Raw genomic sequence first — 26860 nt, forward strand, 5'->3', positions numbered from 1 at the left:
GCGTTTCTTCTTAACTCCCGTCTTTACTGGCCTATAAAGGTAGTAGAGACTTACTTCAGGAGGGTTGCTGTTTTGCTTTTCCCCCGAAGCGGATGCGCATTTTAGGGAAATGAGCGCTCACGTCAACCCTTATTCATGAAAAAGTAATAAAAAGTCGATAAAAGTGAACCAAACGTCTATTTTTTAGTCGGATGTGATAATTAGTAGACAATGTGGACTAATTACTAATAGGATGAGAGTTGAGATCCTATATAGTAGTTCCATAAAGTGGAAAACGATCGCTGCCGATAACAACCTTAAATGTGGCATAGAATGTCGCTATTTATTTTGAAGCAAATAGTGTTTTAGTGTTTTTTTGCAAAACGCTCGGCAGCATCGTTATAAAGCTACGCAATAATTATAAAAGGTGGATTTATGTCAAGAACGCTAACAATTCTGTCGGCATCACTAATAGCAGCTGGCTTTCTCAGTACCGGTGTTGTTACATCAGCAAATGCACAGGAAGCGTCGCAAGAAGTTTCACCCCTTACAGAATCTAACGAATCTGCAGGCCCATCAATAGTGCCAAAAGACGAAGTGAGTGAATCTACTAAGTTTCAAACTGCTTTTTTAAAGCGTCAGGTAGAGCAGACCATGTCAGTGGGAAGAGCAATTAGCTCTATAGCTGGTCACTATCCACAAGACTTAGTGCTTGTGGTAGACATTGCATTAGACACTTACCCTGATAAATACAGAGAAATCATCTTCGCTGCAATATCAGCGCAGCCTTCGTCTACCGAAGAAATTGTTCAACTTGCTATAGAAAAAGAAGTGAGTAGCTGTCCAAACATCGTTAAGTTAGCTATAACGGCTGAACCTACTTACGTGGATTTTGTGGTTCATGCCGCAGCAATGGCGACACCAGAAGAATTAGATGAAATAGTGCGTGTTGCCGTACTGACTCAACCAGACTCTGCCGACAGTATTGTGCAAACACTCTCCCAAGAGCATCCAAACAAAATTGTAGAGATAATGACAAGTGCGCTTAACGCAGTTCCCTTCGTTGGTGAATATGTAGTGGATGCCTTATTAGCCGTATTTCCTAATAAAGCAGAAAAAGTAGTGGAGACTGCTGTACGCGAATCATCGCAACAGCGTGAACAAATAATGCGTATCTTACATACTGCGAACAATTCTGGCGTTTCTCAGGTTAAGCTTAAAGAATATGCCTTGTCTGCAGGACTCAGCGAAAGTGACTTTGATAACGCAGTAGGTAACTAAGCTCACTTTTACTTAAAGGCGTTTGCTTACATGACGAGCGCAAATGAACACCGTAAATTACCCATAGCAATTAAGGTTAACTGAAATTAAGGTTAACTGAGCAATAGATAACGCACGTTATCTATTGCAGCTAAAACGCCATCCCAAAAAAATGAATACAGGTTCGCACGCTAATAGAGAGCTGTGATCATAGCACCTATCATTTACTCATCATCAAAAGGCAGGCTAGGCACTACTTCATTTCATACAGCATAGCTGCCTCTTTATAAAGCATGAGTTCTGCTTTCAGCAAATCCACTTTCGCTTTTATTTCTTTTATTTGCGCCTTTATTTCGTTTTGCGCTCTAGCATTTAATACAAACATATCGCTATCGCCGGCATCAAACCGCGTTCTCTCTACACGTGACAATGTTCTAGCAAGTGACGCATTTTCGCTTTGCAACGCAGCTATATCTTTTGCTTGAGTCCAATATACATAAGCTTGCTCGAAGCGTTGCATGATCGACTGCTGGATTGAGGTAAATTTGTGTCCTAACTCCCGCTGCTTAGATAGTAACTGAGAGCGTTCCGCTTTGGCCTTTCGGTTACCAAGTGGATAAGAAAACGAAAGGCCGAGTTTAGTCTCTGTACCTTCTAATGTTTCAGATCCTGCCCCGACATCTCGAGCAATAGACGCTTGTAAATCGAGCTTTGGCAGTAAGGCATTATTGGCTAGCGCAGTTTTGTTTTTTACCACCTGCTGCTCCAACTGCATCACATCAAGTTCTGGGTGTTGGCGCAAGGCTTTACGCAACGCCATAATTTGTGCATCACCCACCCAAAATGGCCATTCAATATCGTTTGGCGGTGTATCAGCATTAAACGACATCATGTCTCCCTGTGGAGAGCGCCAATAGAACGACAACATTTGAGCATGAGCGTCGCGCTTTTGCTTAAGTTCGGCAAGTAACAATCGCTGCTGCATAATATTTGCTTGAAACTCTACCAACACGATATTGGCAAGGTCGCCCTTTTCAACACGTGTGGTCAACGCTTTTTCCCTGTCTTGGGCCGTAACAAGCAAATTATCTACCGCCTTAATTTGCAGCGCACTTTCGTACCACGATATGTACTCAGTAACCCCTTTATAAATAAAGTTATTGAGCATACTGGTGGCTTGCGCTTCCCACTGCGCCGTGGCAAGTCCCGCATTTCGAAGCTCAGTTCTGCGCTTATCTATTTCACGATTCTGTAGCAACGACATAGCAACACCAACGCTCGCCTCTCCAGCAGAAAGTGTATCGTAACCACCTTCATAAGCCGGGAAATCGCCCGCGGCAATACGATACTCGGTAAATACATTGGCATTATAATCCTCCACCGGGTTAGTGAAGCGTTGGGTTAAATTTGTTCCGTCGTAATACCCGCTTACTCGACTTTTTGTTTTCTGCTCTATGAATGGGTCGAAGCTGCTTCGTGCAATTTCTACTTCAGCGGCCGCCTGGTAATTACCCTCGTTAATCGCCAGTACATAGGGATGGTACTGGGTCATGCTATCTATAAATTCATTAATACTGGGCGCAGGAACCTGGCTGGCTGTATTCTCTATTGCATGTGCGTCCGATATACCACTTAACGTTAAGGCAACCACGGCTGAATTAAGAAAGTAACTGAGCTTCACTTTATTGATCATAACCGACCGCTTCCTTTCGCAGTGGCGGTAGTTTGTGGCTGCACCGTAGGTTTAGGTGGGAAGTTATTTAACTGACGCCACATTTCATAACCTAAGCGAACCTCCTCAAGCAATATCCACGCTCTTACTTGGCTTCCCAAGCGTGCTGAACTTTCTGCCGGCCAGGCTACGTCATCTTTGTCGGGTTTTATCCATACCTGAAACTCACCCATGGTATTCGCCACCGGCTCTACATACACAACTTCCCCACCGAAAGTACCTATTGCAGCACCAGGCCAACCGCTAAACTGAAACACCGGCCAACCGTCAAATTGAATACGCGCTTTCGCGCCTGGTGTTACTAAAGGCGCATCTAGCCCCCGAACCGTTATTCTCACACTGCGTTTTGCATCAGCAGGGATAAACTGGCCTAAAATGTCTCCTGATTTTACGAAAGTGGACACGCCGCCAGATAACAATCTAACCACTGTGCCATCAACCGGCGCCACTTTGGTTTGTGTAGACTGACGGGATAGCGTCATGCTTACATCGTTAATTTCTGTTACCGACGCGGCCGCTTTCGCTCGCAACTCTTCCACTTTTATTTGCGCGTTCTCTACTTCTTTGCGCGACACTAGCCCCTGCTTTTCGAGGCCTATCTGCCGCTGCAGGTTGTTCTCGGCATTTCGCACAGCGGTTTCATTAGCTTGGTTCTTTAGGTTAGCCGCAGCAAGCTGCGATTCTAACTTTTCTAAGCGCTGTGCATCTATATCAATAAGCGTAACAATAGGCGCACCTGCTTTTATCTGCTGGCCTTCCCTCACGTGCCACTTCTTCACCTGCCCATCCACCAGCGCGTTAATCGGCTGCATGCGATCTTCAGGGTCCAAAGAATCCACCATGCCTGTTCCGTAGGCTGTCTGGATCCAAGGCGTAAAGTACAGTGTAAAGCCTGAAACTATAATCAAAAACACGATAATGCCGCATACCACTCTGTGTAGTTTAGGCACCCGCAAGGCAGGCAACGACGTCATGTTATCTAGAAAGCGACGTTCAGCATTGTTCATTTAACTGTCCTCCTTAACATGCCCGTCTAATGTCTTGTGACCACTGGCATTATAATGCGTTACTTGTGCGTCATCGTGCAGGTGCACTAAGCCCGTAGCGCATTCAGGAATGGGCATATTAGAAAAATACAGCACGGTAAAATCGTATTCCTTCAATCGCTCAAGTAGTCGTATCCTTAAAGCCGGCGGAATGGCGTCGAAGTACTGATTCAAAATCAAAATTTGAGGTTTAGCAAGAATTGCTGCGGTTAACTTTAGAAGCAAGAAATGTATCGGTTGCAAAGGCGCTCCTAACACTGAAACTACTGTCCTTAGACCATCAGGTAAAGCATCGACTACTGACGTTAACTCCACCACTTCTAATGCTGCGCGAATATCAGCATAACTCGCCTTTGGCTGAGCTAGCTTCAAATACCGTTCAATAGACACTTCAATAATTAATGAACGGTCGAGAACAGTAACGGCTTGGCGAAGCTCGTGGATATCGTAGTCATTAAGGCTTAAGTTATCCAATGTAATTTCACCCGAACTTACCGCTTTGTAACGCTTCAAAAGCCCTACTAATTTTGGTTGTATCCAGCTCTTTTCTGTTGTTACAAAGTACTGCGTTCCCGGCTCTAATGTCATATCAATATCGCAGTGATCGTCGCCTTGTTTAAGTGCTAACTTGTTGAATGTTAGCTTAGAAGACGTGGGTATATGTTCAGCTTCTGAATGAAGTGATTCTTGCGGCATGGATAGCGCACTACCGAGCTTTTCAGCTGCACCATAGAGTTCATAGTACAGTTTTAAATATTGAGTAAAGCGAGAAAGCCCTAGAAACACTGCTGACATTATCAATTCTGCAGCAACAAGCTGGCCGATAGACAGCTGCCCCTGTACCACTAGTACGCCACCAATCCCTAATAATGATGCACTCGCCATTGCGTAAAGCAGTAAAAACATAACAACTTGAGAGAAGGTATAATGAAAGTGATTTTTATGCTTTTGAATATAGTCGCCAATAAAACCTTCGGTGCTTTTTCCCGCATATTCAACATGGTCGGCTGACTTGAAGAACTCGTGGGCACTCGCAATGTCGTGTAGCCACTTGGCTGAATTATATTTTGCAGTGGATAATTGAATTGCCGTGCGCTTAGCGCCCCGCCCCCAAACTTTCCATACCGCATACATCACAAGGATCAGCACTACGTTAAAAGCCAACAACGTGGGGTGATAAAATGACACTAAGGTAAAGCCCACCAGCATTTGCAATACCAGCGCAAAGCCATCAATCATGAGCGAGGGAATATTCTTTTGTAACGTCATTATGTCGAAATAACGTTGGGTCATACTGATATTTTGGCGACCTTCAAAATAGCTATGTGGCGCCATAATAGTACGCAAACCTATTTCGGAAGTAAGGCGCGCGTACACTTTGCGCTCGTAATACTCCATTATTCGCATGCGAAGAGCACTGAACACGCCAGAGGTGAATAGCGTGAAAAACAGCACCATGGCGAGTATCACCACGGCTCGCGTTGAACCGATGTTAGCGATACTGTTTATCAGGGTTTGTACCGCAATAGGTACTGCCAGCGTCATCAAACTTATCGCTACGCCATAGGCTATCGCCACTGAAAAAAAGCTGGATTCAGGTTTTAACAACGAAAACAGCATTTTCCTTGTATTACGCAGATTAATCACTTTCGCCATAATAGTATCTTTTGTATACCCGTAAGCTTATTTTCTATAGTGTAATTTAATATTTAATAAGATTAAATCTGTTATATTCTTCTAACTTCATCGGCAAAAACTTAGTTATGCATCATTTAAACTATCACCATCTTTACTATTTTTATCTTGTGGCACGGGAAGGCAGCATTGCAAAGGCTGCAAAACTTCTTCACGTTACTCCTCAAACGGTAAGTGGGCAACTAAGTACCTTTGAAAATCAATTAGGCTATTCACTTTTCGACAGAATAAATAAGCGGTTATATTTAAACTCAAAAGGAAAAGTAAGTTATCAGTATGCCAGTGAAATATTTCACAAAGGTAACCAACTTGCTGAAATTCTTAATACAAATGACGAAATTAATACGAAAGAATTCGTGATTGGTATTACTAATGGTGTTCCAAAAGTGCTTTTTTACGACTTTGTGCACAATACCATGCGCGAGTTCGCGAATGTGAAGTATGTAATAAAGGAAGACAGCTTCGAGGGATTATTAAAAGAATTAGCCATTAACGCCGTCGATTTCATTATGGCCGACCGAGGCATTGCGCCTGGTACCCAAGTGAATGCTAATAGCTACTTTCTGGGTGAAAGCTCGCTCAGCTTTTTCGCTAAACACCCGCTGAAGCATAACGAACACTTTCCTGCCTGTTTAAATCATTTGCCGCTGCTTATGCAGGGGCATACATCAGGCATACGGCACGCTCTTGTTAGCTGGCTTGAAACTGAACAGCTGTACCCTAAAATTGTTGCCGAATTTGATGACAGTGCACTACTTAAACTATTTGGTAGCGAAGACTTTGGGGTATTCTGCGCGCCCTCAGCTATATCTGCTCATGTAGAGGCGCAATACGGCGTGCATAGTATTGGCAACGCCAAAACACTTAACGAACGTTACTATGCAATCACCGGGAAAAGTCGAGCGGATTACACTATTTGCGAGCACATTGTAGATAACGCAAAGGCACTGTTTACGCAGAGTTAGTCGCGACGGCGTCACTACAATCTGTATTATTTCTCGCTTACCTACTGTCTACTACCCTTTGCAGCGCTCTACGCACAATGCCACCTGCGCTTCGCCGAACTGGTTATCTAATGCTTCGTGAGCGTCTTTTTGAACCTTCGTCCAATCAAATCGCCCTCTGCCTAAATAGGCACATTCAGCAAAAGCTTCCACTGCTTCAAAACATTCCCGCACTATCAAATCTTCAGTAATCATTGAAGGTATCCTGCTCTTCAAAACCTAACTGAATAATATCTCATTAGCTAAATATCAGCCTGTGGATTTGCGTATTGCGCTAGTGGGCTTTGTATATCGCCGGATAACTTTGGTGGTGTGGGTTAACAATAAATGGGGTCAGATCCGCATTTAACTATTAATGCGGACCTGACCCCCTTTATCCCTCTTCGGTATCAAGGTATTCTGCGGGCAAATCTGTTTTAAGGTATTACAGTGAAAAACGTGACGATTTTAGACGGAGGCATGGGTCAAGAACTCGTTAAGCGAAGTAAGCGTGAGCTAACGCCGCTGTGGTCTGCAGATGTCATGCTGCATGAGGCGAATTTGGTGCGCGATGTGCACGCGGAATTTATTGAAAGTGGCGCTGAGGTGATCACGTTAAACACCTACACCGCCACCCCACAACGGCTTACGCGAGATGGCTCTATCGAACTTATCAAGCCCTTGCACGAAGCTGCAATAAAAGCTGCACAGGCGGCTGTTGCGCAATCGAGTAAACCCCACACAAAAATTGCAGCGTGCTTACCGCCTCTAGTAGCCAGCTATCATCCCGATGATGCCATGCCCTTCGAGGAAGCCCTTAGCTCGTATCAACAGCTTGTAGCGTTGCAAAACTCAGCGGCAGACATATTTTTGTGTGAAACCATGTCTTCGACAAAGGAAGCCAAAGCCGCCTGCATCGCAGCAAAAGAGACAGGTAAGCCTATTTGGATAGCATTTTCAGTGAGTGATTCAGAGCCTACATTATTGCGCGGTGGCGAGCCCATTGCTGATGCAATTAAAGCACTGAGCCAATTAGAGCCGCAGATGATTTTACTAAACTGCAGTCGCCCTGAAGCCATCAACGCAGCGCTTAATGAAATTCATTCCTTATTAAGAGAGTGTGAAATTCCCTTCGGTGTTTATGCTAATGGGTTTAAAGCCGTTGATGAATTGTATCCTGGCGACACAGTAGAGAGCTTGTCGCAAAGAAAAGATTTGTCGCCAGAAAAATACGCTGAATACGCAGTGGCATGGGCGCAGCAAGGCGCAAGTGTTATCGGAGGGTGCTGTGAAATAAGCCCTTTGCATATCAAGGCGGTGAGCGAACAGCTAAAATAATAAAAGAGGGTCAGAGCCACATTTAACTCAGTTCATTAGTCCCTTTTAAAGTAAACGCAGATTTAAGCCAACATCTATTACTTTTGAATAAGCAATTGCTGATGCCTCTTTTTTGAACCATTATTTAGCTAAGTTTAGCTAAGCCATATAAAGGTAGCATATGCAAACGAACATGCATGAAGCAAAGAGCAAACTGTCACAACTTGTTGAATTGGCAGTTTCAGGCGAAGAGGTGGTCATTGCAAAATCAGGTAAGCCAGCGGTAAAACTAGTGCCTTACAAAGCCCAAAAAGAACGGGTGTTTGGGCGGTTTAAAGGGCAAGTTATTGCGTCTGACGATTTTGACTCTAAAGAAGTAAACGACGATATAGCAAACACGTTTGGTATGTAGCACGATGAAAAGAATTCTATTAGATACTCATGCGTTAATTTGGTGGATGTGTGGAGATAAAAAGCTTGGCCTAAATGCACAAGAGCACATTGCTAATCCTGAAAACGCTATATTTGTAAGCGCAGCAACAGTATGGCAAATGTCGATTAAACAACAGATGGGCAAACTTGAAGTACCTGATGACATTGAATCAATTGTTGAACAGCTAGGTTTTAGCGCATTACCCATCACGTTATTTCATTGTCAGCAAGCGGGCAAATTACCAATGCATCATAGAGATCCGTTTGATCGCATGTTAATCGCTCAAGCCCAAGCAGAGGGATTGCAGATATTAACGAAAGACGCGTACTTTCCTGATTACGGTATTCGGTTAATCGATGCCAGTAAATGATAAAGGGGGTCAGATCCGAATTAACGCATTAATGCGGATCTGACTCCCTTTATTTGCAAAGGAAGTTTTTAGTCGGCGTTGAACAGGTCGCGACTGTATACTTTTTCTAGCACGTCTTCGATGTCGGCAGTTACACGGTTGGCCACTATCACATCAGACTCTTTCTTGAAGGCTTCTAAGTCGTTGACTACACGAGAGCGGAAAAACTCATCTTCAGTGAGTACCGGCTCGTATACAATAACTTCAATACCCTTGGCTTTAATACGCTTCATAATGCCTTGAATAGCACTTGCGCGAAAGTTATCAGAGCCCGACTTCATAATAAGGCGGTAAATACCCACAATTTTCGGATTGCGGCTTACAATTGAATCGGCGATAAAGTCTTTGCGGGTGCGGTTAGCATCTACAATGGCTTGAATCATGTTGTTAGGCACTTCGCTGTAGTTAGCCAGCAACTGCTTAGTATCTTTCGGTAAGCAGTAACCGCCATAACCAAAGCTTGGGTTGTTATAATGCCCGCCAATACGAGGGTCTAAGCTTACCCCCTGAATGATTTGTTTTGTATCTAATCCGGCACGTTCTGCATAGCTGTCTAGCTCATTAAAATATGCAACACGCATCGCTAAGTACGTGTTAGCAAAAAGCTTAATAGCCTCGGCTTCAGTACTGTCGGTAAATAGTATTTCAATGCCTGTCTTAATAGCGCCCTGCTCTAGTAGCTTGGCGAAAATTTCAGCTCGCTCTGAACGCTCGCCTACAATAATACGGCTTGGGTGTAAGTTATCGTAAAGCGCTTTGCCTTCACGTAAAAATTCAGGTGAGAAGATAATGTTATCAGAGCCATGACGCGCTTTTGCTTCGCGTGTAAACCCAACAGGCACAGTAGATTTAATTACCATCACCGCTTTTGGGTTAACCGCCATTACGCTTTTAATAACCGCATCAACACTGCTGGTATTGAAGTAATTAGTTTGAGAATCGTAATCGGTGGGTGTGGCGATAATTACATAATCCGCGTCGCGGTAGGCCACTTCAGCATCTAACGTTGCTTCTAAATCAAGCTCTTTGGTCGTCAAATACTCTGAGATTTCAATGTCTTCAATAGGAGACTTACGGCTATTTAGCATCTCAACTTTTTCAGGTACTAAGTCAACAGCCTTCACTTCATTGTGTTGCGCTAGCAAAACGGCGTTAGATAGGCCTACGTAACCTGTCCCTGCCACAGCTATTTTGTACTTTTTCATTGTCTGTTCCATTTGTTTAACTTATTCCAAATTTTCGAAATTTTCTAATGTTTGCCATTAATCAGATAAATTATATTCTAGCTTGCTAGCAAATCTAATCATAAAACCATTTCGTAAATCACAGCGCGCTTAATCTATGCTGAGTAAATTGCGTAATTCTTTCTAAGCTTAAACCTCTTCTTTTGTTTTTACCGAAAAGTTTTCTCGCTTAAGCGTAAGGTTCGGGCTATAAGCGGGGTCGTGTTCAATATAGTTACTCCACTTACTCTTCAAGTATGCTAGCTCCTTATTAAACCTCGCCGCCTTCTCTGGCGCATGGTCTAAACCACGGCTTACCGATTCATGATGATAAAGTTCGGCTTCGGCGCAATATACATTTCTAACCCCAGTTTCTTTTACTCTCAGGCAAAAATCTACATCGTTAAACGCTACGGTAAGGTCAGTTTCATTCAACCCACCCACTGCATCAAATAGTGACTTTTTCACTAACAAGCACGCTGCGGTAACCGCGCTGTAATTTTGCGTCGCAATTAACCGCTTCATGTAGCCGGGGTGATAACGAGGGAAGTATTTGTGTGCATGGCCTGCACCACCACCGTAACCTAACACCACACCGGCATGTTGAACTCTGCCATCGGAGTACAGTAACTTCGCTCCTACACAACCTACATCTTCCCGTAATGCGTGGCCTACCATACTGGTTAGCCACTCAGGTTTTATCACTTCAATATCGTTGTTAATAAGGCCGATAATTTCACTGTTTGCACTTGCATGTTGCACGCCAAAATTATTAATAGCGGAGTAATTAAATATTCCAGGGTAGCGTAAAACACGAATTTTAGGGTGTTTATCCAGCTCTTCAAAATACTGTAAACTAGCAGACTCATCTGAACCATTGTCTATCAATAATATTTCATAATTTTGATAGACCGTTTTTTCCAATATAGAAGTAATACACGCTTTTACGAGGTCTTTCCCGTTTTTCGTCGGAATGATTAGCGAGACCAAGGGCTCTTGCTCTACTGGCCACTGATTATGATTTACACCCTGTTGCTCGTTAAATGCTGGTACTGCTTGTGTTAGTACTTTTACTGTTTGAGCTACATCTTCAAGCCCGTTGCGCCATACAGCTTTATTTAAGCTTCTGTGCACAAGCGTATATGCAACATGCTCGATGACTATGGAGGTATTTTTAAGCCACAGTTCGGTAATCAGACCTGCAATTGTATTAGCATCAATTGCCGAACGTTTAAGTATTTGGGCAGTTACCAGCACCCCGGTTGAAACATAAGCAGTTGACAGCTGTAACTCTGGGTTCCAGTCTGGCAGGAAATAAGGCGACACGCGCTGCTTCTTCCCATTCACTTTGTCGGTATCGCAGTACACAATATCAGCGGTGTTCGATAGCCCTGCACATGCCTGTATAGCTTCACGAGTAAGTACGTCGCCACTATTAATAAAGAATGCACGCATATTAGCGGGTAACTGATCTATTGCATCATGAAGAGAGGAACAAGCTTTCGCGTCTTCTGCAATCTTCTGCGTAGTAACAATTAAAACGTGTGATTGATTCACACCCGCTTGCAATAAGCTTTTAAGGGTATTTGCAATATTGCTATGCCCTATCACCACAATATACACATCACTAATAAGCAGTGGCGATAAAGCAAGAGAAGCTAATTTCGCCTCTTGCTGCTTCAAGTATGCGCCGTAGAGCGCCATGCGCTTTGCCTTAGAAGGAAAACCGTAAAACAGCCCCGAACGTTGCAACGAACGGCTATACAACTCGGTGAGATGATGGTTTGCTTTGAGCTTATTTCGCACCGTCTTGGGTACTAGCCCCACCGCACCTTTCACAGTTAACATGGCCAACTTTTTCATACTGCTATTAAGACCCTAAAAATAACAAAAAGCCGCATTCATTTGCGGCTTTTTTAAGAATATCACACTTCATTATTTTTCGAACTAGCTACCTGCACCTAAACGCTCTCCTTGATAGCTACCGTCTAGTACGGCTTTCCACCAGCCCTCGTTAGCTAAATACCATTCCACTGTTTTGCGAATGCCACTTTCAAACGTTTCCTGTGGAGTCCAACCTAGCTCACGTTCAATTTTGCTAGCATCTATTGCGTAGCGCATGTCATGACCTGGACGGTCTTGAACATATGTTATCTGGTCTGCATATTTCTCGTTACCAGAGCCATCTTTTGGCTTCACATCATCTAAAATAGTGCAAATGGTATTCACTACTTCAATATTTTGCTTTTCGTTGTGTCCGCCAATGTTATAGGTTTCGCCAACTTTACCTTCAAGAGCTACAAGCACCAACGCGCGAGCGTGGTCTTCAACATATAGCCAATCGCGAATTTGATTACCCTTGCCATATACAGGTAATGGCTTACCCGCCAAGGCGTTTAAAATAACCAGCGGTATCAACTTTTCTGGGAAATGATACGGCCCGTAGTTGTTCGAGCAATTTGTCACTAGCGTGGGTAATTTGTAAGTACGTAGCCAAGAGCGAACTAGCTGATCAGAGCTTGCTTTGCTTGCTGAATATGGCGAGCTTGGGGCATATGGCGTTGTTTCAGTGAAAAGAGGTAGCTCAGTGCCTGGCTCAACCTCGTCAGGGTGTGGCAAGTCGCCATACACTTCATCGGTAGAAATATGATGAAATTTAAAACCGGCCTTTTTATCGCCTTCCAATGTATTCCAATAGGCTCGCGCTTGCTCTAATAGCGTGTAAGTACCCACCACGTTTGTTTGAATGAATTCGCCTGGACCATCGATAGAACGGTCGACGTGCGATTCAGCCGCCAAATGCATAATAATGTCGGGCTGATGGGCATTAAGTACGCGACCTACTTCGTTAGCATCGCAAATATCAACTTGCACGAAGCTGTAGCGGGAGTTATCTGAAACTGAAGTTAAGGATTCTAAGTTACCGGCATAAGTTAGTTTATCTAAGTTAATTACCTTATGGTCGGTATCGTTTATCAGATGACGTACCACGGCAGAGCCTATAAATCCTGCACCACCGGTAACTAATATTGTTTTACTCATTTATCTTTTTCTCAAAATATTTTGTTTTGGCTATGTATATTGTTTGACTAGATAGAAAGGACCACTGCATAGCTACCGACTAATATTTTTATCAGTCTTCGACTGAGCCTTTAACTGCAATTTCTGGTCAGCAAACAACTCATTCATTCACTAATTCATCCATCATCGCCGACAACTGCTTGCGCCAGTGTGTAGGGTTGCAAGAGGCAAACGCTTTGCGGGCAGAGGTTTTATCTAGCACGCTATAATGAGGGCGTTTTGCTGGTGTGGGGTATTCACTGGTTGGAATAGGCAATACGGGAATAGCATCACTCAGCAACCCTTTTTCAATACCTATCTCTTGAATCGCTAGCGCAAAATCGTACCAACTGGCTACACCTTCGTCTGTCCAATGATGTACACCTGCCGTTTTATTTTTCGCTGCACTAACGCACGCTTGTGCCAACCCTTTAGCCCATGTAGGCGTACCTATTTGATCGTCGATTACAGTAAGCTGTGGTTTATCAGCCATTAAGCGAAGCATGGTTTTCACAAAATTATTACCATGAGCAGAATACACCCATGCGGTGCGAATCAAGCAACTTTGTTCTGGAACAAGCTCAAGTACCGCTTTTTCGCCGTCGGCTTTGGTTTTGCCGTAAGCACCTTGAGGTTCAATAGGGTCATTTGGCAAATAAGGCGAACCTTTGTGGCCGTTAAACACATAGTCGGTAGATACATGAACCAAAAACGCACCAGAGTTTTTACAATACTTCGCTAAATTTTCAACGGCAGTAGCATTGATTGCATGACAAAGCGCTAAATCGTCTTCGGCTTTATCAACCGCAGTATAGGCGGCAGCATTAATGATTACGTCCGGAGCTAGCCCAGAAAGCGTTTTTGTTAATACCTCTTCACTGGTAATGTCGGTATCTTCAGGCCCTAAACATACGGTGTCTTCGCCCAATATGCGTACCAGTTCGTAAGACAACTGCCCTGCGTTACCAATAACAACAATTTTCATAGCTTATCCTTACAATGAGTTACTGATTAAAACGCAGGGGCATCCACAAATGCAGTACCGTTTTCATCTTTGCCAGACAGCGAAGGACTTTCGCCGTTCACTAACGGCCACGTAATGCCTAACGTCGGGTCGTTATAATTAACCGACACTTCAGACTCAGGGTGATAATAGTCTGTGCATTTGTACACAAACTCAGCCGACTCACTAGTTACGTAAAAACCATGTGCAAACCCTGCAGGAACCCAAAGCTGGCGCTTGTTTTCAGCAGACAAGGTTACGCCAACCCACTTCCCATAGGTGGCAGAGCCTTTACGCATATCTACCGCAACGTCGTAGACTTCACCGCTAACCACGCGTACTAATTTGCCTTGGGTTTGCTCTAACTGATAGTGGAGGCCGCGAAGGATACCTTGGCTCGATTTTGAGTGATTGTCTTGAACAAAGTCGACATCGGCACATTCTTTTTTAAACCAGTCGGTACGAAAAGTTTCTAAAAAGAAGCCGCGTTCGTCGCCAAATACTCTGGGCTCAATAATTTTTACGTCGGGTATTTCTGTTTTAACTACTTGCATGTGTTTTCCAAATAAGACGCGGTGTTTACACTACGCTTTTACTCTGTCGCTAATCACTTTTAACAAGTAATCTCCATATCCACTCTTTTTAAGCGGTGCGGCAAGCTTGGCTAGCTGCTCGGCATCAATATAGCCCATTCTGTAGGCAACCTCTTCGGGGCAACACACTTTGAGGCCTTGGCGCTTTTCAATAGCTGCAACAAAATTGGCAGCATCTAATAGCGAGTCAAGGGTACCAGTGTCTAACCACGCTGAACCTCGGCCCATAAGCTCTACTTTTAAGCTACCGTCCTGCAGATACAGGTTATTTAAGTCGGTAATTTCAAGCTCGCCACGGTGTGAAGGTTTAACCTCTTTTGCAAAGTCGACCACGCGATTATCGTAATAGTACAGGCCAGTTACCGCGTAATTCGATTTGGGTACATCAGGCTTTTCTTCAATAGAAAGCGCATTCCAATTATCATCAAAATCGACCACACCGTAACGCTCTGGGTCCGTAACATGATACCCAAAGACAGTAGCACCATAGTCTTGACTGTATGCATTTTGAAGTGAGCGCTTGAGGTCGTGCCCATAATATATATTATCGCCCAATACCAACGTACAACTATCATTGCCGATAAAGTTCTCACCAATCAGAAAGGCTTGAGCAAGTCCATCTGGTGATGGCTGTACCGCATACTGAACGTTAATACCTAAATCGCTTCCATCGCCGATAAGTTCAATAAAACGTTGCTGCTCAACTGGAGTAGTAATGATTAGGATGTCTTTTATTCCTGACATCATTAACGTGGCTAGGGGATAAAAAATCATGGGCTTATCATAAACAGGCATAAGCTGCTTACTCACCACCTTTGTTAACGGGTGAAGGCGCGTGCCTGAACCACCAGCTAGAATTATTCCTTTTCGCATTTTAACCACCTTGTTATTGGTCTCGAGTCGTTATCAAATATAAACTGCTTAGCTACAAAGTCTATCGCATTATTAGTGGCACACTGAAGGCCGTCTTCATCCTTCATTGCTTTCACGTGCCGCATCTTTTTTACTGTATCTTCAATCGAAGCATTTGCCCACCTAGAATTACATGCCAATGGATACGCGCGCTCTTCCACCGATGTTAATTCATAATCTACTAACCAAGGGTAATCTTTAGGAAAGAGGTCGGTACTTCCCGAATAGTTTGTGGCAATAACGGGTAGTCGTCTTAATAAAGCCTCAGCTATAGTTCGCCCAAACCCTTCGCTTCGATGAAGTGATATATAGCAATCTGCTGTTAACCACAGTGCATTTAATTCTGCTGCCGTCATTAGGCGACTTATTATTTTAATGCGACAGTCTGAGTTAGCTTTCTGTTTCACCGTAGCCCAATGTTCACTGTCCGACTCATTTGCTACTTTTAAAACCAATTCTACATTTTCAGAAGAATGAAACGCTTGTTGGAATGCTTCAACAATCGCTAGTGGGTTCTTTCTTTCAATGAAAGAGCCAGCATCGAAAACAAATAAAAATCGAAAAGTCTCACCCGCTTTTCTTTGGGTCTTATCTATTTCACTTAAAGGCAAAACAACAGGAGCGGCATAGTGCACATTACTATGAACTTTTTGAAGTGCGGTGGTGGTAAACGCAGATATGCCCCACACTTCCTCAAAAGACTCTAGCGTAGATGTCCACTCCTCAGGCACATTCTCTAGCTCCCAAGGCGGCACGGCCACGGCACGACCAAAGTGCTTTGAAAAATCATCGTAAATCGCCAGCAAGTTAGCTATTTCTATAGCATTTAGAAAAAATATCGACTTGTTATACTTTATTTGCCCTTCATTGGGGTGAGTAAACGTAACAGGGTCGTCTGAAGGGTGACCAATATGAACAATAGAATAAGGGCAGCCGATACGATCTAACAGGACAGCGTAGCCACGAATATCCTCACCTAAACCTAGTCGTCCCCTATTATAACCAACAAGGTTTACCCCGCCTGATTCTATAACAAGTTCTTTGTCGCTCACTGGCGTAGTCTTTGTTGCAGACAAGGTTTGCTCTAGCTCATCAATATTAAATATACTACGGCCAAATTCGTTATACCAAGAAACGAGCTCTGCGCGCTTTTTAAACGTTGATAAATCGGTGTTTTGAGCAAGCTTCTGACCAACTAAAACCATCACATTGCTGATCGGTTGCGACTGGTCTTGGATTATCCCCTTGGCTGGAGAAAAGAGCTGTTCCCAAACGGTTGAGGGAACAGACTCTATTCTTTTCTTCGTCCATGGGAGATATTGATTGAATATGTTCATAGAGTTGCTCTTAGCGCTATACCCTACCCAAAGATTTTTTTATTTTGAAAAGCGCGACCTTTGACCACGGCAATATATCTTTCACGATATCGAGGCGCTCTGGAGATTTCTCTACTTTTTGATATTTCCAATCATTCTCATATGAACTGATCATTTTATTGAGAACACCTGGCTGCTCAATAAAATTTGAAAGCATACGTGTAAAGGTTTCGATATCGATGAACTGTTTAACTTTTGGCTTTTGCTCAGACTGCTCACATTGCTGTATGAACATAGCTGTATTCTCAACACTGTTTTGCTCGCAAAAAGTTCGCATCTGTGCAACAAACTCACTTTTGAAAGCTTCAAAAATCTTTGGAGGAACAAAAGAGTAGCTTTGCGTTCCAGACTGTTCTCTTTGTAAAAATCTATCCATATCTTCTTGCAAGCTTCCCAAGTTCAATTGGTTAAACCACCGTTTAAACTCCAAGCCTTCCAAAGTATACGAGGTATTAATTTTTCGACTACTTACATTGATCGGAACGACATTGAACAAACTCAAAAAATCATCGAGTATGCTATTCCCTTTAAAGCAAGCTTGGTGATAAGGCCTAAGAATAAATCGCTCTTTTCCTATTTTATTAATAAGGCGGCTTAAAATTTCTAATTGGTAGGCTCTAGGCGTGGCAGGTAAGCCAAAGGCGTTTACCTGAGCGTGCCTTTTTACACCTTGGTTGTAAGAAGACTCGGCTACTTCTAATGGAAAACGCAAGTAACCAACGAATATTGCGTTAGGTATCTGCTCTGCTAGCTGTTCCATTCTTTTGAAGAAAAACTCAGATGAGAGTAGAAGTTTTTCCGCACCTGAAGCGCTGAACTGTTCCAGCGTATCTGTTAACTTTTTCTTATCTAAAACGAAGTCACCTTCATCAGGAGAAAAAAGTGATAATAGATTTCCCGAGCTTACCCCGTTTTCATCCACCTCATGTTCAGGATAGTAAACACCGTTTGTTAATAGATATTCCCTGTGCTCATTTAGCCACTTCTGTATAGCAGAAGTCCCCGACTTTGGGGGACCTATGTGTATAAAAACGTTATTCATGCATTACTTCTGTCAATCAAAACTATCCATATTCGGTTAGCGACCAAGAGTAGCCCAGTTAACCCACGGGTATTTTGAATGTTTTGTGAAATTACACCTCGTGAAACCACTTCGTGCTTTCTACTGAGTTTTCACCTGATTATTTTCGAGCGCCAACCGATGAGGCCAAGTGCAATACAATATCAAGTGTAGAGTGAAGAGACTCTTCAAGTTCTTGAATTTTTTCGACACTTAGCCCTGAGAGAGACTGTTTTACCTCAGTTGTAGAAATATCTTTGGTACGGTCTAAATATACCACTTCGCATTGTTCTTTAAGTTCGTCGAACTTACCTTCCCAATCGTTCCCCATACCAAAAATATCGATATTGTACTTTTTCACATCAGTTGTTTTTTGTTCCCAATTGTTCTCTGGAATAACCTCATCGACGTATTGAGAAGCTAAAAGAATGTTTTTTCTCTCTTCGTATGAGTAGAAAGATTTCTTGCCTTTAAGCGCGTTAAACTCATCAGTTGAAAGACCAACAACTAAGCGATCACCTAATTCGCGTAACCTACGCAGCAAGTTAACATGACCAACGTGAAACAAGTCGAACGTGCCATATGTTAATACCGTTTTTGGAGCAGAGGCTGGCTTTAAATTTAGCTCAGCAATATCCACTTCATGGCGATAACGTAAATACTTCTCGTCGCGAATTGGATAGACACCTTGCTGCTTGAGCTGTTCAATTTCGGGTAGGAAATGATCGAAATTCATATGGCGCATAACAATAGCTTCGTCAGTTCGAAAACCACTGCGTGAAAAATATCCCGAATAATCCCTAATGCCTTTAGCAGTGAAAGGCCCAAACTCATAGTCTTTTAAAGGGTAAAGACTATCTACTTCGATATATCGTTTAGGAAAGCAATCGCGGAAGTAAGGTGTTTTATAGTGCAGAACAGACTTATTATCTACAGTGACACGCTCGCCAATGAAAACATCTATCTGTAAGTAGATATCTTGCTTAACTATATCGCTGGATGTTTTGTTGGTACAAAAGAACTGAAATAAACCCGGCATTGTGCGCTCTTTAAGATGAACACCTTTAGCCTCTAACTCTGGAACAAGTTGCTCTAGCTTAGCTTCGAAGAACTCTTCAACCATAACGTCAATATCATCGTCCCAAGGGATAAGGCCCTTGTGACGCACTGCGCCTAGCATTGTTCCTGAATGCATGAAGAACTCGACACCGTGTGCATCAAGCGCCTCTTTGAAGACCTTAAACATTCGATAATAGCTATGCACATATCCTTTGCCTAGGATAACGCGACTAAAAAAGTCGTCTAGCGTCACCGATTGACTATTAACTGCTTCCATCACAACCTCAAAAATATAGTTCCTGTAACCATGTATTTGACATACAACTGTCATACAAGTGTAACACTTTGATTCTATCTAAACTATATTTAGTGGTTGTGAACTCCGTGGCTTTTAAGCAGCTATGATGCTTCGCGAGTTGTTAGAAACTTCTTATATGCCTTTCTTAAAAATTCAGGCTCCAATGAACGTAATACTTTTGCATGACCTTGATAATAAGATTCTAATGATATCTCCTGCTGGTTTACCACTACCTGCCAGTCAATATCTTTATTTAAGACGTTTTTCACGCTTTCATATACTGGCGGTCTGTTATTATTGAGATGTTCATACTTACCCTTAACATCACTAGACTCTTGTCCAAGCGCTACCATAATATTAGAGGCCATATGGCTTAATACTGTTCGCTTAGGGTGATTCATCGAATAAAATAGAATGTCCTCTTTCCAATGCTCAGCAATGTAATCGCTTACTGTAATGTCGCATTCCTCTTCACGACGCGCTAATTCATCTATACTAGCACGCGCATTTTCTAGAACACGTTCTGACGAATACGTCACTGGATCTTCTACTTTAACAACCGCCTTTTCTACCGCATTCACTGGATCAGCCATAAAAAGAGCTAAAAAGTTCTCATCGTGGTAGTCACAGAATTTTGTTACGTGAGGCTCCCCTGCCCTGAAATATACAACCTCTGGCATATAGCCTGAAAAGTACGCATTAGGGATTCGAATAACGCGAGTTTCAGGCTTCATGTGTTTAACTAAATTTTCAGAAGCAAATATGCCGTGACTTTCACCCACGTTCTGCGTAATGAATAGGTCTAATGTGCTCATAAGGTTTTCAATTTCGACCCAATCATCTGCCCTTAGCGCGAATGAGGGTTTTGGAAATTGCACAAACTCCCAGTTATCAGAAAACTCTGAATTGGTTTGGAGAATATTACCTAACGGGTCGGCTTGACAGTTACCATACACACTATACTTTTTCTTTTTCTCTGGTGCATTCTTGCCTACTGAACTACTAACATTGCACTTAGAGGCTTGCTCTGTACTTTTTGTCTGAGTGTTGTCGGTTGGTGGCGATAATTTGTCACTATTTTTTTGAGGTGAATGCGCTCGATGGCTACCCTTCTTATCGTTCATAGAAGAAGGACCCATAATTTTATTACGTATTTTTTTTATAAAAGAAAACATTCACACTACCAGTTAATCAACGCCACGTATCAACAAGACACTCTTTAAGCTTTTTTACGCGTAAGACCTCACTTTCAGACAAATAGGCTGCTATATCTATTTTATTAGACTGAGGTGGTTTATTAAGCAGTGGGTCCCAATCTTGTGCAGGCCTGTCGCCCGCATCATTTGAGTTGCTTGCTATTGTGTTTACACCCACAAATTCAAACACACTTTGCATAGTGTCTTTCGCGTATTCCGTAAGCTCCGAATATGGAACGACTAACAGTGCATTACCCTGCGAGAGGTGGTGGCGAATAATATCGTCCACTTCCTTAAAGTAAGAGATGAATTCGTCCAAGGGTTTGTTTAACCATTGCAACTCTTCAGCATTTCTATCCACTCCCAAAGCAACTTCGCTTTCAAAACGCTTTCTATGCGATGCAATGATTTCACTTGGTTCACGGGTACAAACCAACACCTTAGCGTTTGGAAATACATCGTAAACTTCAGGTAAGCTTCGAACATGGGCAGGTGTTTTTTCCACTAAACGTTTTTTGCCAAGGTTCTGCCAGGCGAAGTAAAAAAACGTTCTCAGTAGCGTACCGTATTGCCTTGCTTCCCATATCTTGGGTCTATTTTCCTCATACAGGTACGTTTTAGGCAACCCTCTTGAATCAGCCTCACGATTGGCCTCAACAATAAATTGGATCTTTTTCTGAAATTCATCCCAATTGTCTTGACCTACATACAATCGCATTTCGTAATTGTCAGGCCCTGATTCTGCGAGCAATAGCCAAGGAGATGTAAAACAAAACGTTTCTACCGTTGCCTCGGAAAAGTCACAAAACTCAGGATGATTGCTTACTTGCTGAAACAATAAACTTGTACCACTTCGCTCAGGCCCAACAACAAAAACAGGCGAGTTATCAGTTGCCCATTCTTGCAGTAACTTTGAAAATAATTGATCTTGCATCTTTACTCCACGAACAACGATTTAAATTCATTAATGAACCTTTCGTTATACGATTGGAATGTTTCAATTGAATGACTATGGAGAACTTCGAGGCGCTCTTTAGAAAGAGATTTTAACGCACCTACCATCTCAGGCACTGAAGCAAAATTGTGGAAGGCATCGGTACCATCGATTCCTACCATAGCATCTTCGGTCGCTAATAATGCCTTACCGTAAGACAATGCTTCTAACGACTTTATCTTAAGCCCAGTACCGCCTACCATAGGGTTTATCGCAATATCAATTTGACGATAGAAGTCATCTAAATCATCAACGAGACCTATAATATCAAAAATTTCGTTCATCTCGTTAAATGCTTTACACACCGTACCGCCTAATAAAAAGGTGAACTGCTGCATAAGCTCTGGCTTTGCCATCACCTCTTGCTGAAACACCCGTAAGCTTTCCACATTAAACGGGTTTCCAGAGCCGATGTAACCAATAACCACTTTACTGTGTTTTTGCACTACCAAAGGCTGAAACGGCACCACATAGCCCATAACTTCTACGCGCTTGTTGGTAATACCTTCAAAATAGGCTTTTTCTTCATCCTGTATTGCTAAAACAAGGTCTGCTCTATCTAGGGCATAGGCCTCTAACTCTTTTGTGGTGTAGAACCAGACAGGCTCTAACCCTGCTTCTTTCGCTACTATATGGCGGTCGCCAAACACATCGTGGGTATCTATCACTTTTTGTGTGGTATCGGGCAACACATCTAACACTTTAGAAAACCATACATAATTGGCAACACAGACATCAAAGCTCCATTTCTGACACAGTCCGTCTACGTAATCAGACACTCTGTCGTCGTACCAATCGTCTATGTCGAAATACTCACCGAATGAGGGTTCAGCGGCCGGGCCTTCTGGCTGAACAAAGTGAAAATAGTCCCACTGTTGCTCCATAGCTCTGCGCTGTTCATCACTTAGTCCTTCCATACCGAAATACAGAAAATGAACCTGGTAGCCACACAGCTGAAACATTCTGTTTAGCCTGAATATACGCGCGCTATTGCCTTGAAATTGAGGATGTGAGGGAATAGGAGAAACAATAAGTACATGCTTATTCATAGTGGCATTTCTTCCCAGTTAACGGTTAGATCGGAGATTGAAATGCTTAGCGTTTTATCTGCCACTTGTATTTTTTGTTCAGTCACAATGAGCAATTCAGCTAAACTACCGTCAGTCTCGGCAAAATAGGGGATATTGACTGTTGCTCCAGCTGAAACAATTTGCGTTGCTTTTAAACGTCCATTAACAAAACAACGAAGAGTTGCTTTTTCTAGCCCCTCAGCAACTGAAAACACATTAAACGAAAGTGTGTAGTGCCCACTTGCTCGAAGAGGAAGGAAAAGCCTAACGCCATCGCTTCCCAGCCAACGCCAAAAATTAACGCCATCGGTTTCAATTGGGTACAACCCCATATTTAATAGCTTATCTAAATAGTACCATCGCCTTCTGTGCAGCAAATAATCGAGTGTTTGGTGGGCAAGTTTATCGTTAGTTTCTGTTAATACTGGCCATGCTTGCTGTGCCAGCATATCCATTGGCAGTTTTGTGCTTACTGGGCCTGCATATTTGCCGACCAATACTTCAACTGAATGCAAAATGTCAGGATTTGGTACTAACCAGCAATATGTATCTTCATCCTCAGATTCAAGTGATGCTAACGAGTTTGTTACGCCGCAGTAATTATTGTACTTACACCACGCCACCATGCTCTCTATGCTTTCTTTGGTAACCACACCACTTAACAGTGGCCTGTGTTGCTCAATAGTAAATTCGGTAACCTCTAATATCGAGAGTGAAAGCCTAGGTAGCGCTAACCAACTCACATTTACCCTACTACTAAGAAATGTATCTGGGGTGGTAATCGTTAAATGCTGTGAACGTTGTCCAAGCCCTTCAAAACCAGCCTGCACTTTAGGGGAAATTTCTAAGATGGTTGATGTAGCGTCAAAGCATACCGATTCAACACCCGCTGTTTTGCTTGCTTCAAAATAAGACAGTCCGTGCTGTTCAAGCAAGGTTTTGTTCGCAAGATACGTTACACTTGCTCCCGCAGCGCTCGCCAAAATAGAAATAATGCTTTGCGGCATTGTGGCTAATACCACCTCACCTAGCTGTGGCAAGCTTCGAAGAAACGCTGATGTTACTAATACATCAACATTAATTTTATGACGCGCTGCCGCTAGCTCTAGTGGTGTCATTGCAGTATCTACCGGGTTGAATACCGTATTATCACACATACTATTATGAGTGTTGCCGTTTGTGCTAACCAACGTTTTAGGCATTATCCGCCTCCTCTGCGTCAGTGATTTTTTCATTGGCATACAGCCATTGCAATTCGCTGCTTCCGTTTTGATAGATCTCTGGATTGCGGTTAATCATCCACGACCGTTTAGTAGCAACAAACACCCAGTATTCATTCAAAGGAGCGATGTCATTCGTCATCGTAATATCGAGCGGACCCGCAACGGTGTTATCTACCGAAAAGCCTGCTGCCTCTATAAAACGCTTTATGCTGCTTCTATCTAGGGGGTATTCACTGGTAAGTTCATTTGTGGCCCCACTAACGCTGGCGCCTGGATTAAGCAATGAAACAACGAGCGTACCACCTATATTCAACCGTTTATTTAAATGCGCAAACCACGCGACGGGCGATTGAGCAACATCAGCTAACGACGCATCACACACCACTAACGGATAGGTACGTCCGAGGCTATTGTGTGGCAACTGTGCCGGGCTTAATTGGGTAATTTGACTGTCTTCATAGCCAAATAGTGATTTAAGCACAAAAGATTGGTGTAGCGGGCTTGCTGTAATACTTAACAATGACGATTGCGCTACAGGAACTAGATTTGCCTGCCACCATAAACTACTGGTTTCAGGCACGTCCTTTTTAAAAGACTTCGAGGTTTCGCGCCGCCAATTTAATACTTGCTGCTCGGTAAGGTAAAGACGATGCGTATTGTTTAGCGCTTTGGTATTTAGCGTAGTGCTGTCGCTTAATTTAGCGGCTTCGCTTAAGTACGCATTAGTGGTAACAGTAATATTATGGGTACTCTCCACCCACTTCTGGGCATTTTTGCCGAAAGTTACGCGGTATTGAGTATCTTCTATTAACCGTTGCAATTGGAGTTGTAAGTTTTCACTGAAGTTTTCATCCCAATTGAGCTTAACCGCACAATCTTCTGGTAACTCCCCAAACGGCCCAATGTTTACCACTACACAACATAAACCCATTCCCATAGCACGAGTTAATGTACCTGAAGACTCTCCACCGGTGGGATAGCGTAAATTAACGATAAAGTCAGACGCCAACATATATTTAAAAAATGCGTTTTCATCTAAGAAACCAGTAACAACAACATTATCGGTTAACCCACTATCCGCAATGTCTTGATACACATCGTATTCGTGAGGCTTACACTTTCCTGCAAGTACGTATGTGAATTCTACACCTTGTTGTTTTAGCGCTGCCAATGCCGCTAGCACCGATTTAATTTGCTTCGCTTTGGCTATAAACCCCATAGACGTAATCACGGGCTTATTGCCTGGCAAACCTAATTCACCACGATATTGCATTTTAAGCTTAGGCTGATACTGGCGCGCGGCAGGTGAAAAGTGGTGAGGCACAATACTCACATTGCTTTGCCCAAGAGCCGCTATCTTGTCGGCGGAATACCTTGAATGCACAAGAATACGCTCTGCGGCTGTAATGATACTCGCATTCATCATCAGTTCGTGTGGCATGAACTTTCCTTTCCACCCGAACTTATGTAATTGCTGTCCAATTAGCTTACCTGCCTCACCATAATTATTGGTGAGCGCCAATTCGTAACCCTTTTTATCGTCTTTCGATAAATTAGTTAGGTCGATGAGGTAGTGCAAATTCAAATCATGCACTACAACCAAACCAGGCTTAGAAAGTAATACTGGCAGCATATACTGAGTATCAGGGTTATTGCCAACATGGTAAATATGAGGAACATTCGCAAAATTAGCTTGCTGCCACATGTACTCTTCTAAACGCAGTACTGATACATTTGCCGCAATTCCCGTAGGTTCAGGGTGCTCATTTTCTATGACAACCGTTACCTTAGTGAATCTTAAAAAATAGGGGATCTGCTCAGCAAAATAATCAGCAATACCATTAGGTTTAGGCGGTAGCGGGCAAAACACCACTACCTGAGTTGGCGCATTTGTCATTACTTACCTGATTCTAGCTGCTGCTTTATGTAATCGAACTCACGCTGCATGCGCTCATTTTGAATTGCAAGTAACGCATCCATTCTTCGCTCTACCTCAACAGAAAACTCGCCGAGCATATCGGTAAAGCTACTTTTGAGTGAGATAGGCTCGCTGGTAACGCGCTTACCGTTAATGTAGAGGTGTGCTTCACGTGCCTCAGCAGAAAATGGCAGCATGTCTAGTTGCAATGTAAAACCATGACATCCATTACCCACGCCAGCGGCAACTAAGTCTTCGCGAAGCGTCGCCGCTTTAGTTTTCGCTAAAACCGTATCACCGGTTTTTAACTGTATGTCACATGGTGAAGAGGGGTTTGCTGAATTGACTGCCCAGCCCGATACTACATCGCTGGTTACCGTATCAATGTGGTAGCTAAGCTCGCTTCTGCCTAGCATGCGTTTGGCTAAATTTTTAAGTTTGCGTTTCATGTGTTTTTACGTCCAATCCTTTTATAGCGCAATGTTACCCTAAATAAAAAAACGCTTCATCAGGTAAGTGCGCATGGCATTTAACTATCACTTATTCTATGTACCATTTACTGTGCTTGTGAACGGTGTCGTTAGCTAACATGTCGCTTTTATCAAACCATTGATAATCATTGTGCTGAGCACTGGGTAAAGTAGAAACATCCAAATCACACACTATCTTGTAACCCAATACCACGTAGTGGGTAGTTACCCCCTCGCCGAACACATAGTCGTCGTAAAAATGCTCATATGGCCCTAAAAAGATAGCTTCTTTGCGCTCGAAAACTGAACCGAGTTCAGCAAGGGTTAGGCGTTTAAAAGCGTCATCCATGCTTTCATTTTTCAATATACGACCACCAGGCACAAACCAGTATCCTTTTGCGGGGCGGTTATTTCTATAACCTAGTAACACCTTGCCGTCAGTGTTTTCTACCAACAAGTCGATAGATACTAATGGTGTGCTGTCGATAACGGTAGTGAATGTTTGTTTTTCTAGAAATGCCATTTTATCCCTTAAATAAAAACACCGGGCA

General features: G+C 43.0%; 25 protein-coding genes and 1 pseudogene. 5 read left to right on the forward strand and 21 right to left on the reverse strand.

The genetic code is table 11. The features are described from left to right. The first annotated feature begins 414 nt into the window (after window positions 1–414). Window positions 415–1260, forward strand: a complete 846-nt coding sequence (locus O9X84_RS17370) for a hypothetical protein (protein ID WP_269520942.1) — start codon at window positions 415–417, stop codon at window positions 1258–1260. Between the two features lie 232 nt (window positions 1261–1492). Here the strand turns inward: O9X84_RS17370 and O9X84_RS17375 are convergent, their stop codons facing one another. The 3 genes from O9X84_RS17375 to O9X84_RS17385 are packed head-to-tail and all read right to left on the reverse strand — an operon-like array spanning window position 1493 to window position 5673. Further along, the gene (locus O9X84_RS17375; RefSeq protein WP_269520943.1) at window positions 1493–2932 is read right to left on the reverse strand and encodes a TolC family protein; all 1440 of its coding nucleotides are present in this window, start codon (window positions 2930–2932) and stop codon (window positions 1493–1495) included. Further along, on the reverse strand, window positions 2929–3978 hold the full coding sequence (locus O9X84_RS17380) for an HlyD family secretion protein (RefSeq protein WP_269520944.1): 1050 nt from the start codon (window positions 3976–3978) through the stop codon (window positions 2929–2931). Before O9X84_RS17380 ends, O9X84_RS17375 begins: the two co-directional genes overlap by 4 nt. Further along, on the reverse strand, window positions 3979–5673 hold the full coding sequence (locus tag O9X84_RS17385) for an ABC transporter transmembrane domain-containing protein (RefSeq protein ID WP_269520945.1): 1695 nt from the start codon (window positions 5671–5673) through the stop codon (window positions 3979–3981). A 107-nt stretch (window positions 5674–5780) separates the two neighbouring features. Here O9X84_RS17385 and O9X84_RS17390 point away from each other — a divergent pair, with 107 nt between their 5' ends. Next, entirely contained in the window at window positions 5781–6677 is an 897-nt protein-coding gene (locus O9X84_RS17390; protein ID WP_269520946.1) for a LysR family transcriptional regulator, read from the forward strand. A 51-nt stretch (window positions 6678–6728) separates the two neighbouring features. Here the strand turns inward: O9X84_RS17390 and O9X84_RS17395 are convergent, their stop codons facing one another. Next, window positions 6729–6911 carry a hypothetical protein gene (locus O9X84_RS17395; protein ID WP_269520947.1) on the reverse strand — a complete coding sequence of 61 codons (183 nt, stop codon included), beginning with the start codon at window positions 6909–6911 and terminating at the stop codon, window positions 6729–6731. A 234-nt stretch (window positions 6912–7145) separates the two neighbouring features. Between O9X84_RS17395 and O9X84_RS17400 the strand changes: the two genes are divergently transcribed. From O9X84_RS17400 to O9X84_RS17410, 3 genes are all read left to right on the forward strand, one after another. Continuing rightward, window positions 7146–8033 (forward strand): homocysteine S-methyltransferase family protein, encoded by an 888-nt coding sequence (locus O9X84_RS17400; RefSeq protein WP_269520948.1) that lies wholly within the window; start codon window positions 7146–7148, stop codon window positions 8031–8033. A 160-nt stretch (window positions 8034–8193) separates the two neighbouring features. After that, window positions 8194–8424: a type II toxin-antitoxin system Phd/YefM family antitoxin gene (locus O9X84_RS17405; RefSeq protein WP_269520949.1), complete on the forward strand. Its 231-nt coding sequence runs from the start codon at window positions 8194–8196 to the stop codon at window positions 8422–8424. A gap of 4 nt (window positions 8425–8428) precedes the next feature. Further along, a complete protein-coding gene (locus tag O9X84_RS17410; protein ID WP_269520950.1) occupies window positions 8429–8815 on the forward strand; it encodes a type II toxin-antitoxin system VapC family toxin in 387 nt (128 codons plus the stop codon). Between the two features lie 68 nt (window positions 8816–8883). Here O9X84_RS17410 and O9X84_RS17415 read toward each other — a convergent pair whose 3' ends face one another. From O9X84_RS17415 to O9X84_RS17495, 17 genes and pseudogenes are all read right to left on the reverse strand, one after another. Beyond that, window positions 8884–10071 carry a nucleotide sugar dehydrogenase gene (locus O9X84_RS17415; RefSeq protein WP_269520951.1) on the reverse strand — a complete coding sequence of 396 codons (1188 nt, stop codon included), beginning with the start codon at window positions 10069–10071 and terminating at the stop codon, window positions 8884–8886. A 156-nt stretch (window positions 10072–10227) separates the two neighbouring features. Further along, complete coding sequence (locus tag O9X84_RS17420; protein ID WP_269520952.1) at window positions 10228–11940, reverse strand: glycosyltransferase family 2 protein; 1713 nt, start codon at window positions 11938–11940, stop codon at window positions 10228–10230. Window positions 11941–12024: 84 nt separating this feature from the next. Beyond that, window positions 12025–13119, reverse strand: coding sequence for a dTDP-glucose 4,6-dehydratase (rfbB, locus tag O9X84_RS17425; protein WP_269520953.1), 1095 nt, complete (start codon window positions 13117–13119; stop codon window positions 12025–12027). A 139-nt stretch (window positions 13120–13258) separates the two neighbouring features. Continuing rightward, on the reverse strand, window positions 13259–14122 hold the full coding sequence (gene rfbD, locus O9X84_RS17430; RefSeq protein WP_269520954.1) for a dTDP-4-dehydrorhamnose reductase: 864 nt from the start codon (window positions 14120–14122) through the stop codon (window positions 13259–13261). A gap of 26 nt (window positions 14123–14148) precedes the next feature. Then, the gene (gene rfbC, locus O9X84_RS17435) at window positions 14149–14694 is read right to left on the reverse strand and encodes a dTDP-4-dehydrorhamnose 3,5-epimerase (RefSeq protein WP_269520955.1); all 546 of its coding nucleotides are present in this window, start codon (window positions 14692–14694) and stop codon (window positions 14149–14151) included. Window positions 14695–14724: 30 nt separating this feature from the next. Continuing rightward, window positions 14725–15606, reverse strand: coding sequence for a glucose-1-phosphate thymidylyltransferase RfbA (gene rfbA, locus O9X84_RS17440; RefSeq protein ID WP_269520956.1), 882 nt, complete (start codon window positions 15604–15606; stop codon window positions 14725–14727). Further along, the gene (locus tag O9X84_RS17445; RefSeq protein WP_269520957.1) at window positions 15591–16982 is read right to left on the reverse strand and encodes a glycosyltransferase; all 1392 of its coding nucleotides are present in this window, start codon (window positions 16980–16982) and stop codon (window positions 15591–15593) included. Before O9X84_RS17445 ends, rfbA begins: the two co-directional genes overlap by 16 nt. A 16-nt stretch (window positions 16983–16998) precedes the next feature. Further along, window positions 16999–18063 (reverse strand): hypothetical protein, encoded by a 1065-nt coding sequence (locus tag O9X84_RS17450; protein WP_269520958.1) that lies wholly within the window; start codon window positions 18061–18063, stop codon window positions 16999–17001. 139 nt (window positions 18064–18202) lie between these two features. Continuing rightward, window positions 18203–18715, reverse strand: coding sequence for a glycerol-3-phosphate cytidylyltransferase (tagD, locus tag O9X84_RS17455; protein WP_269520982.1), 513 nt, complete (start codon window positions 18713–18715; stop codon window positions 18203–18205). A 306-nt stretch (window positions 18716–19021) separates the two neighbouring features. After that, a pseudogene (locus O9X84_RS17460) lies at window positions 19022–19471 on the reverse strand (LicD family protein); the annotation flags it as partial. A gap of 68 nt (window positions 19472–19539) precedes the next feature. Next, the gene (locus O9X84_RS17465; protein ID WP_269520959.1) at window positions 19540–20562 is read right to left on the reverse strand and encodes a WcbI family polysaccharide biosynthesis putative acetyltransferase; all 1023 of its coding nucleotides are present in this window, start codon (window positions 20560–20562) and stop codon (window positions 19540–19542) included. Window positions 20563–20629: 67 nt separating this feature from the next. Next, window positions 20630–21568, reverse strand: a complete 939-nt coding sequence (locus O9X84_RS17470) for a sulfotransferase family protein (RefSeq protein ID WP_269520960.1) — start codon at window positions 21566–21568, stop codon at window positions 20630–20632. A 2-nt stretch (window positions 21569–21570) separates the two neighbouring features. Beyond that, window positions 21571–22677 (reverse strand): glycosyltransferase, encoded by a 1107-nt coding sequence (locus O9X84_RS17475; RefSeq protein WP_269520961.1) that lies wholly within the window; start codon window positions 22675–22677, stop codon window positions 21571–21573. Continuing rightward, window positions 22674–23900, reverse strand: a complete 1227-nt coding sequence (locus O9X84_RS17480; RefSeq protein WP_269520962.1) for a hypothetical protein — start codon at window positions 23898–23900, stop codon at window positions 22674–22676. The genes O9X84_RS17475 and O9X84_RS17480 overlap by 4 nt, the downstream gene beginning before the upstream one ends. Further along, window positions 23893–25818: a glycosyltransferase family 4 protein gene (locus O9X84_RS17485; protein WP_269520963.1), complete on the reverse strand. Its 1926-nt coding sequence runs from the start codon at window positions 25816–25818 to the stop codon at window positions 23893–23895. Before O9X84_RS17485 ends, O9X84_RS17480 begins: the two co-directional genes overlap by 8 nt. Beyond that, window positions 25818–26288, reverse strand: a complete 471-nt coding sequence (locus O9X84_RS17490) for a hypothetical protein (protein WP_269520964.1) — start codon at window positions 26286–26288, stop codon at window positions 25818–25820. The genes O9X84_RS17485 and O9X84_RS17490 overlap by 1 nt, the downstream gene beginning before the upstream one ends. Window positions 26289–26379: 91 nt before the next feature. Continuing rightward, window positions 26380–26832: a GDP-mannose mannosyl hydrolase gene (locus O9X84_RS17495; protein WP_269520965.1), complete on the reverse strand. Its 453-nt coding sequence runs from the start codon at window positions 26830–26832 to the stop codon at window positions 26380–26382. Window positions 26833–26860: the final 28 nt, after the last annotated feature.

The organism is Alteromonas sp. BMJM2, assembly GCF_027257845.1.
Lineage (GTDB): Bacteria > Pseudomonadota > Gammaproteobacteria > Enterobacterales > Alteromonadaceae > Alteromonas.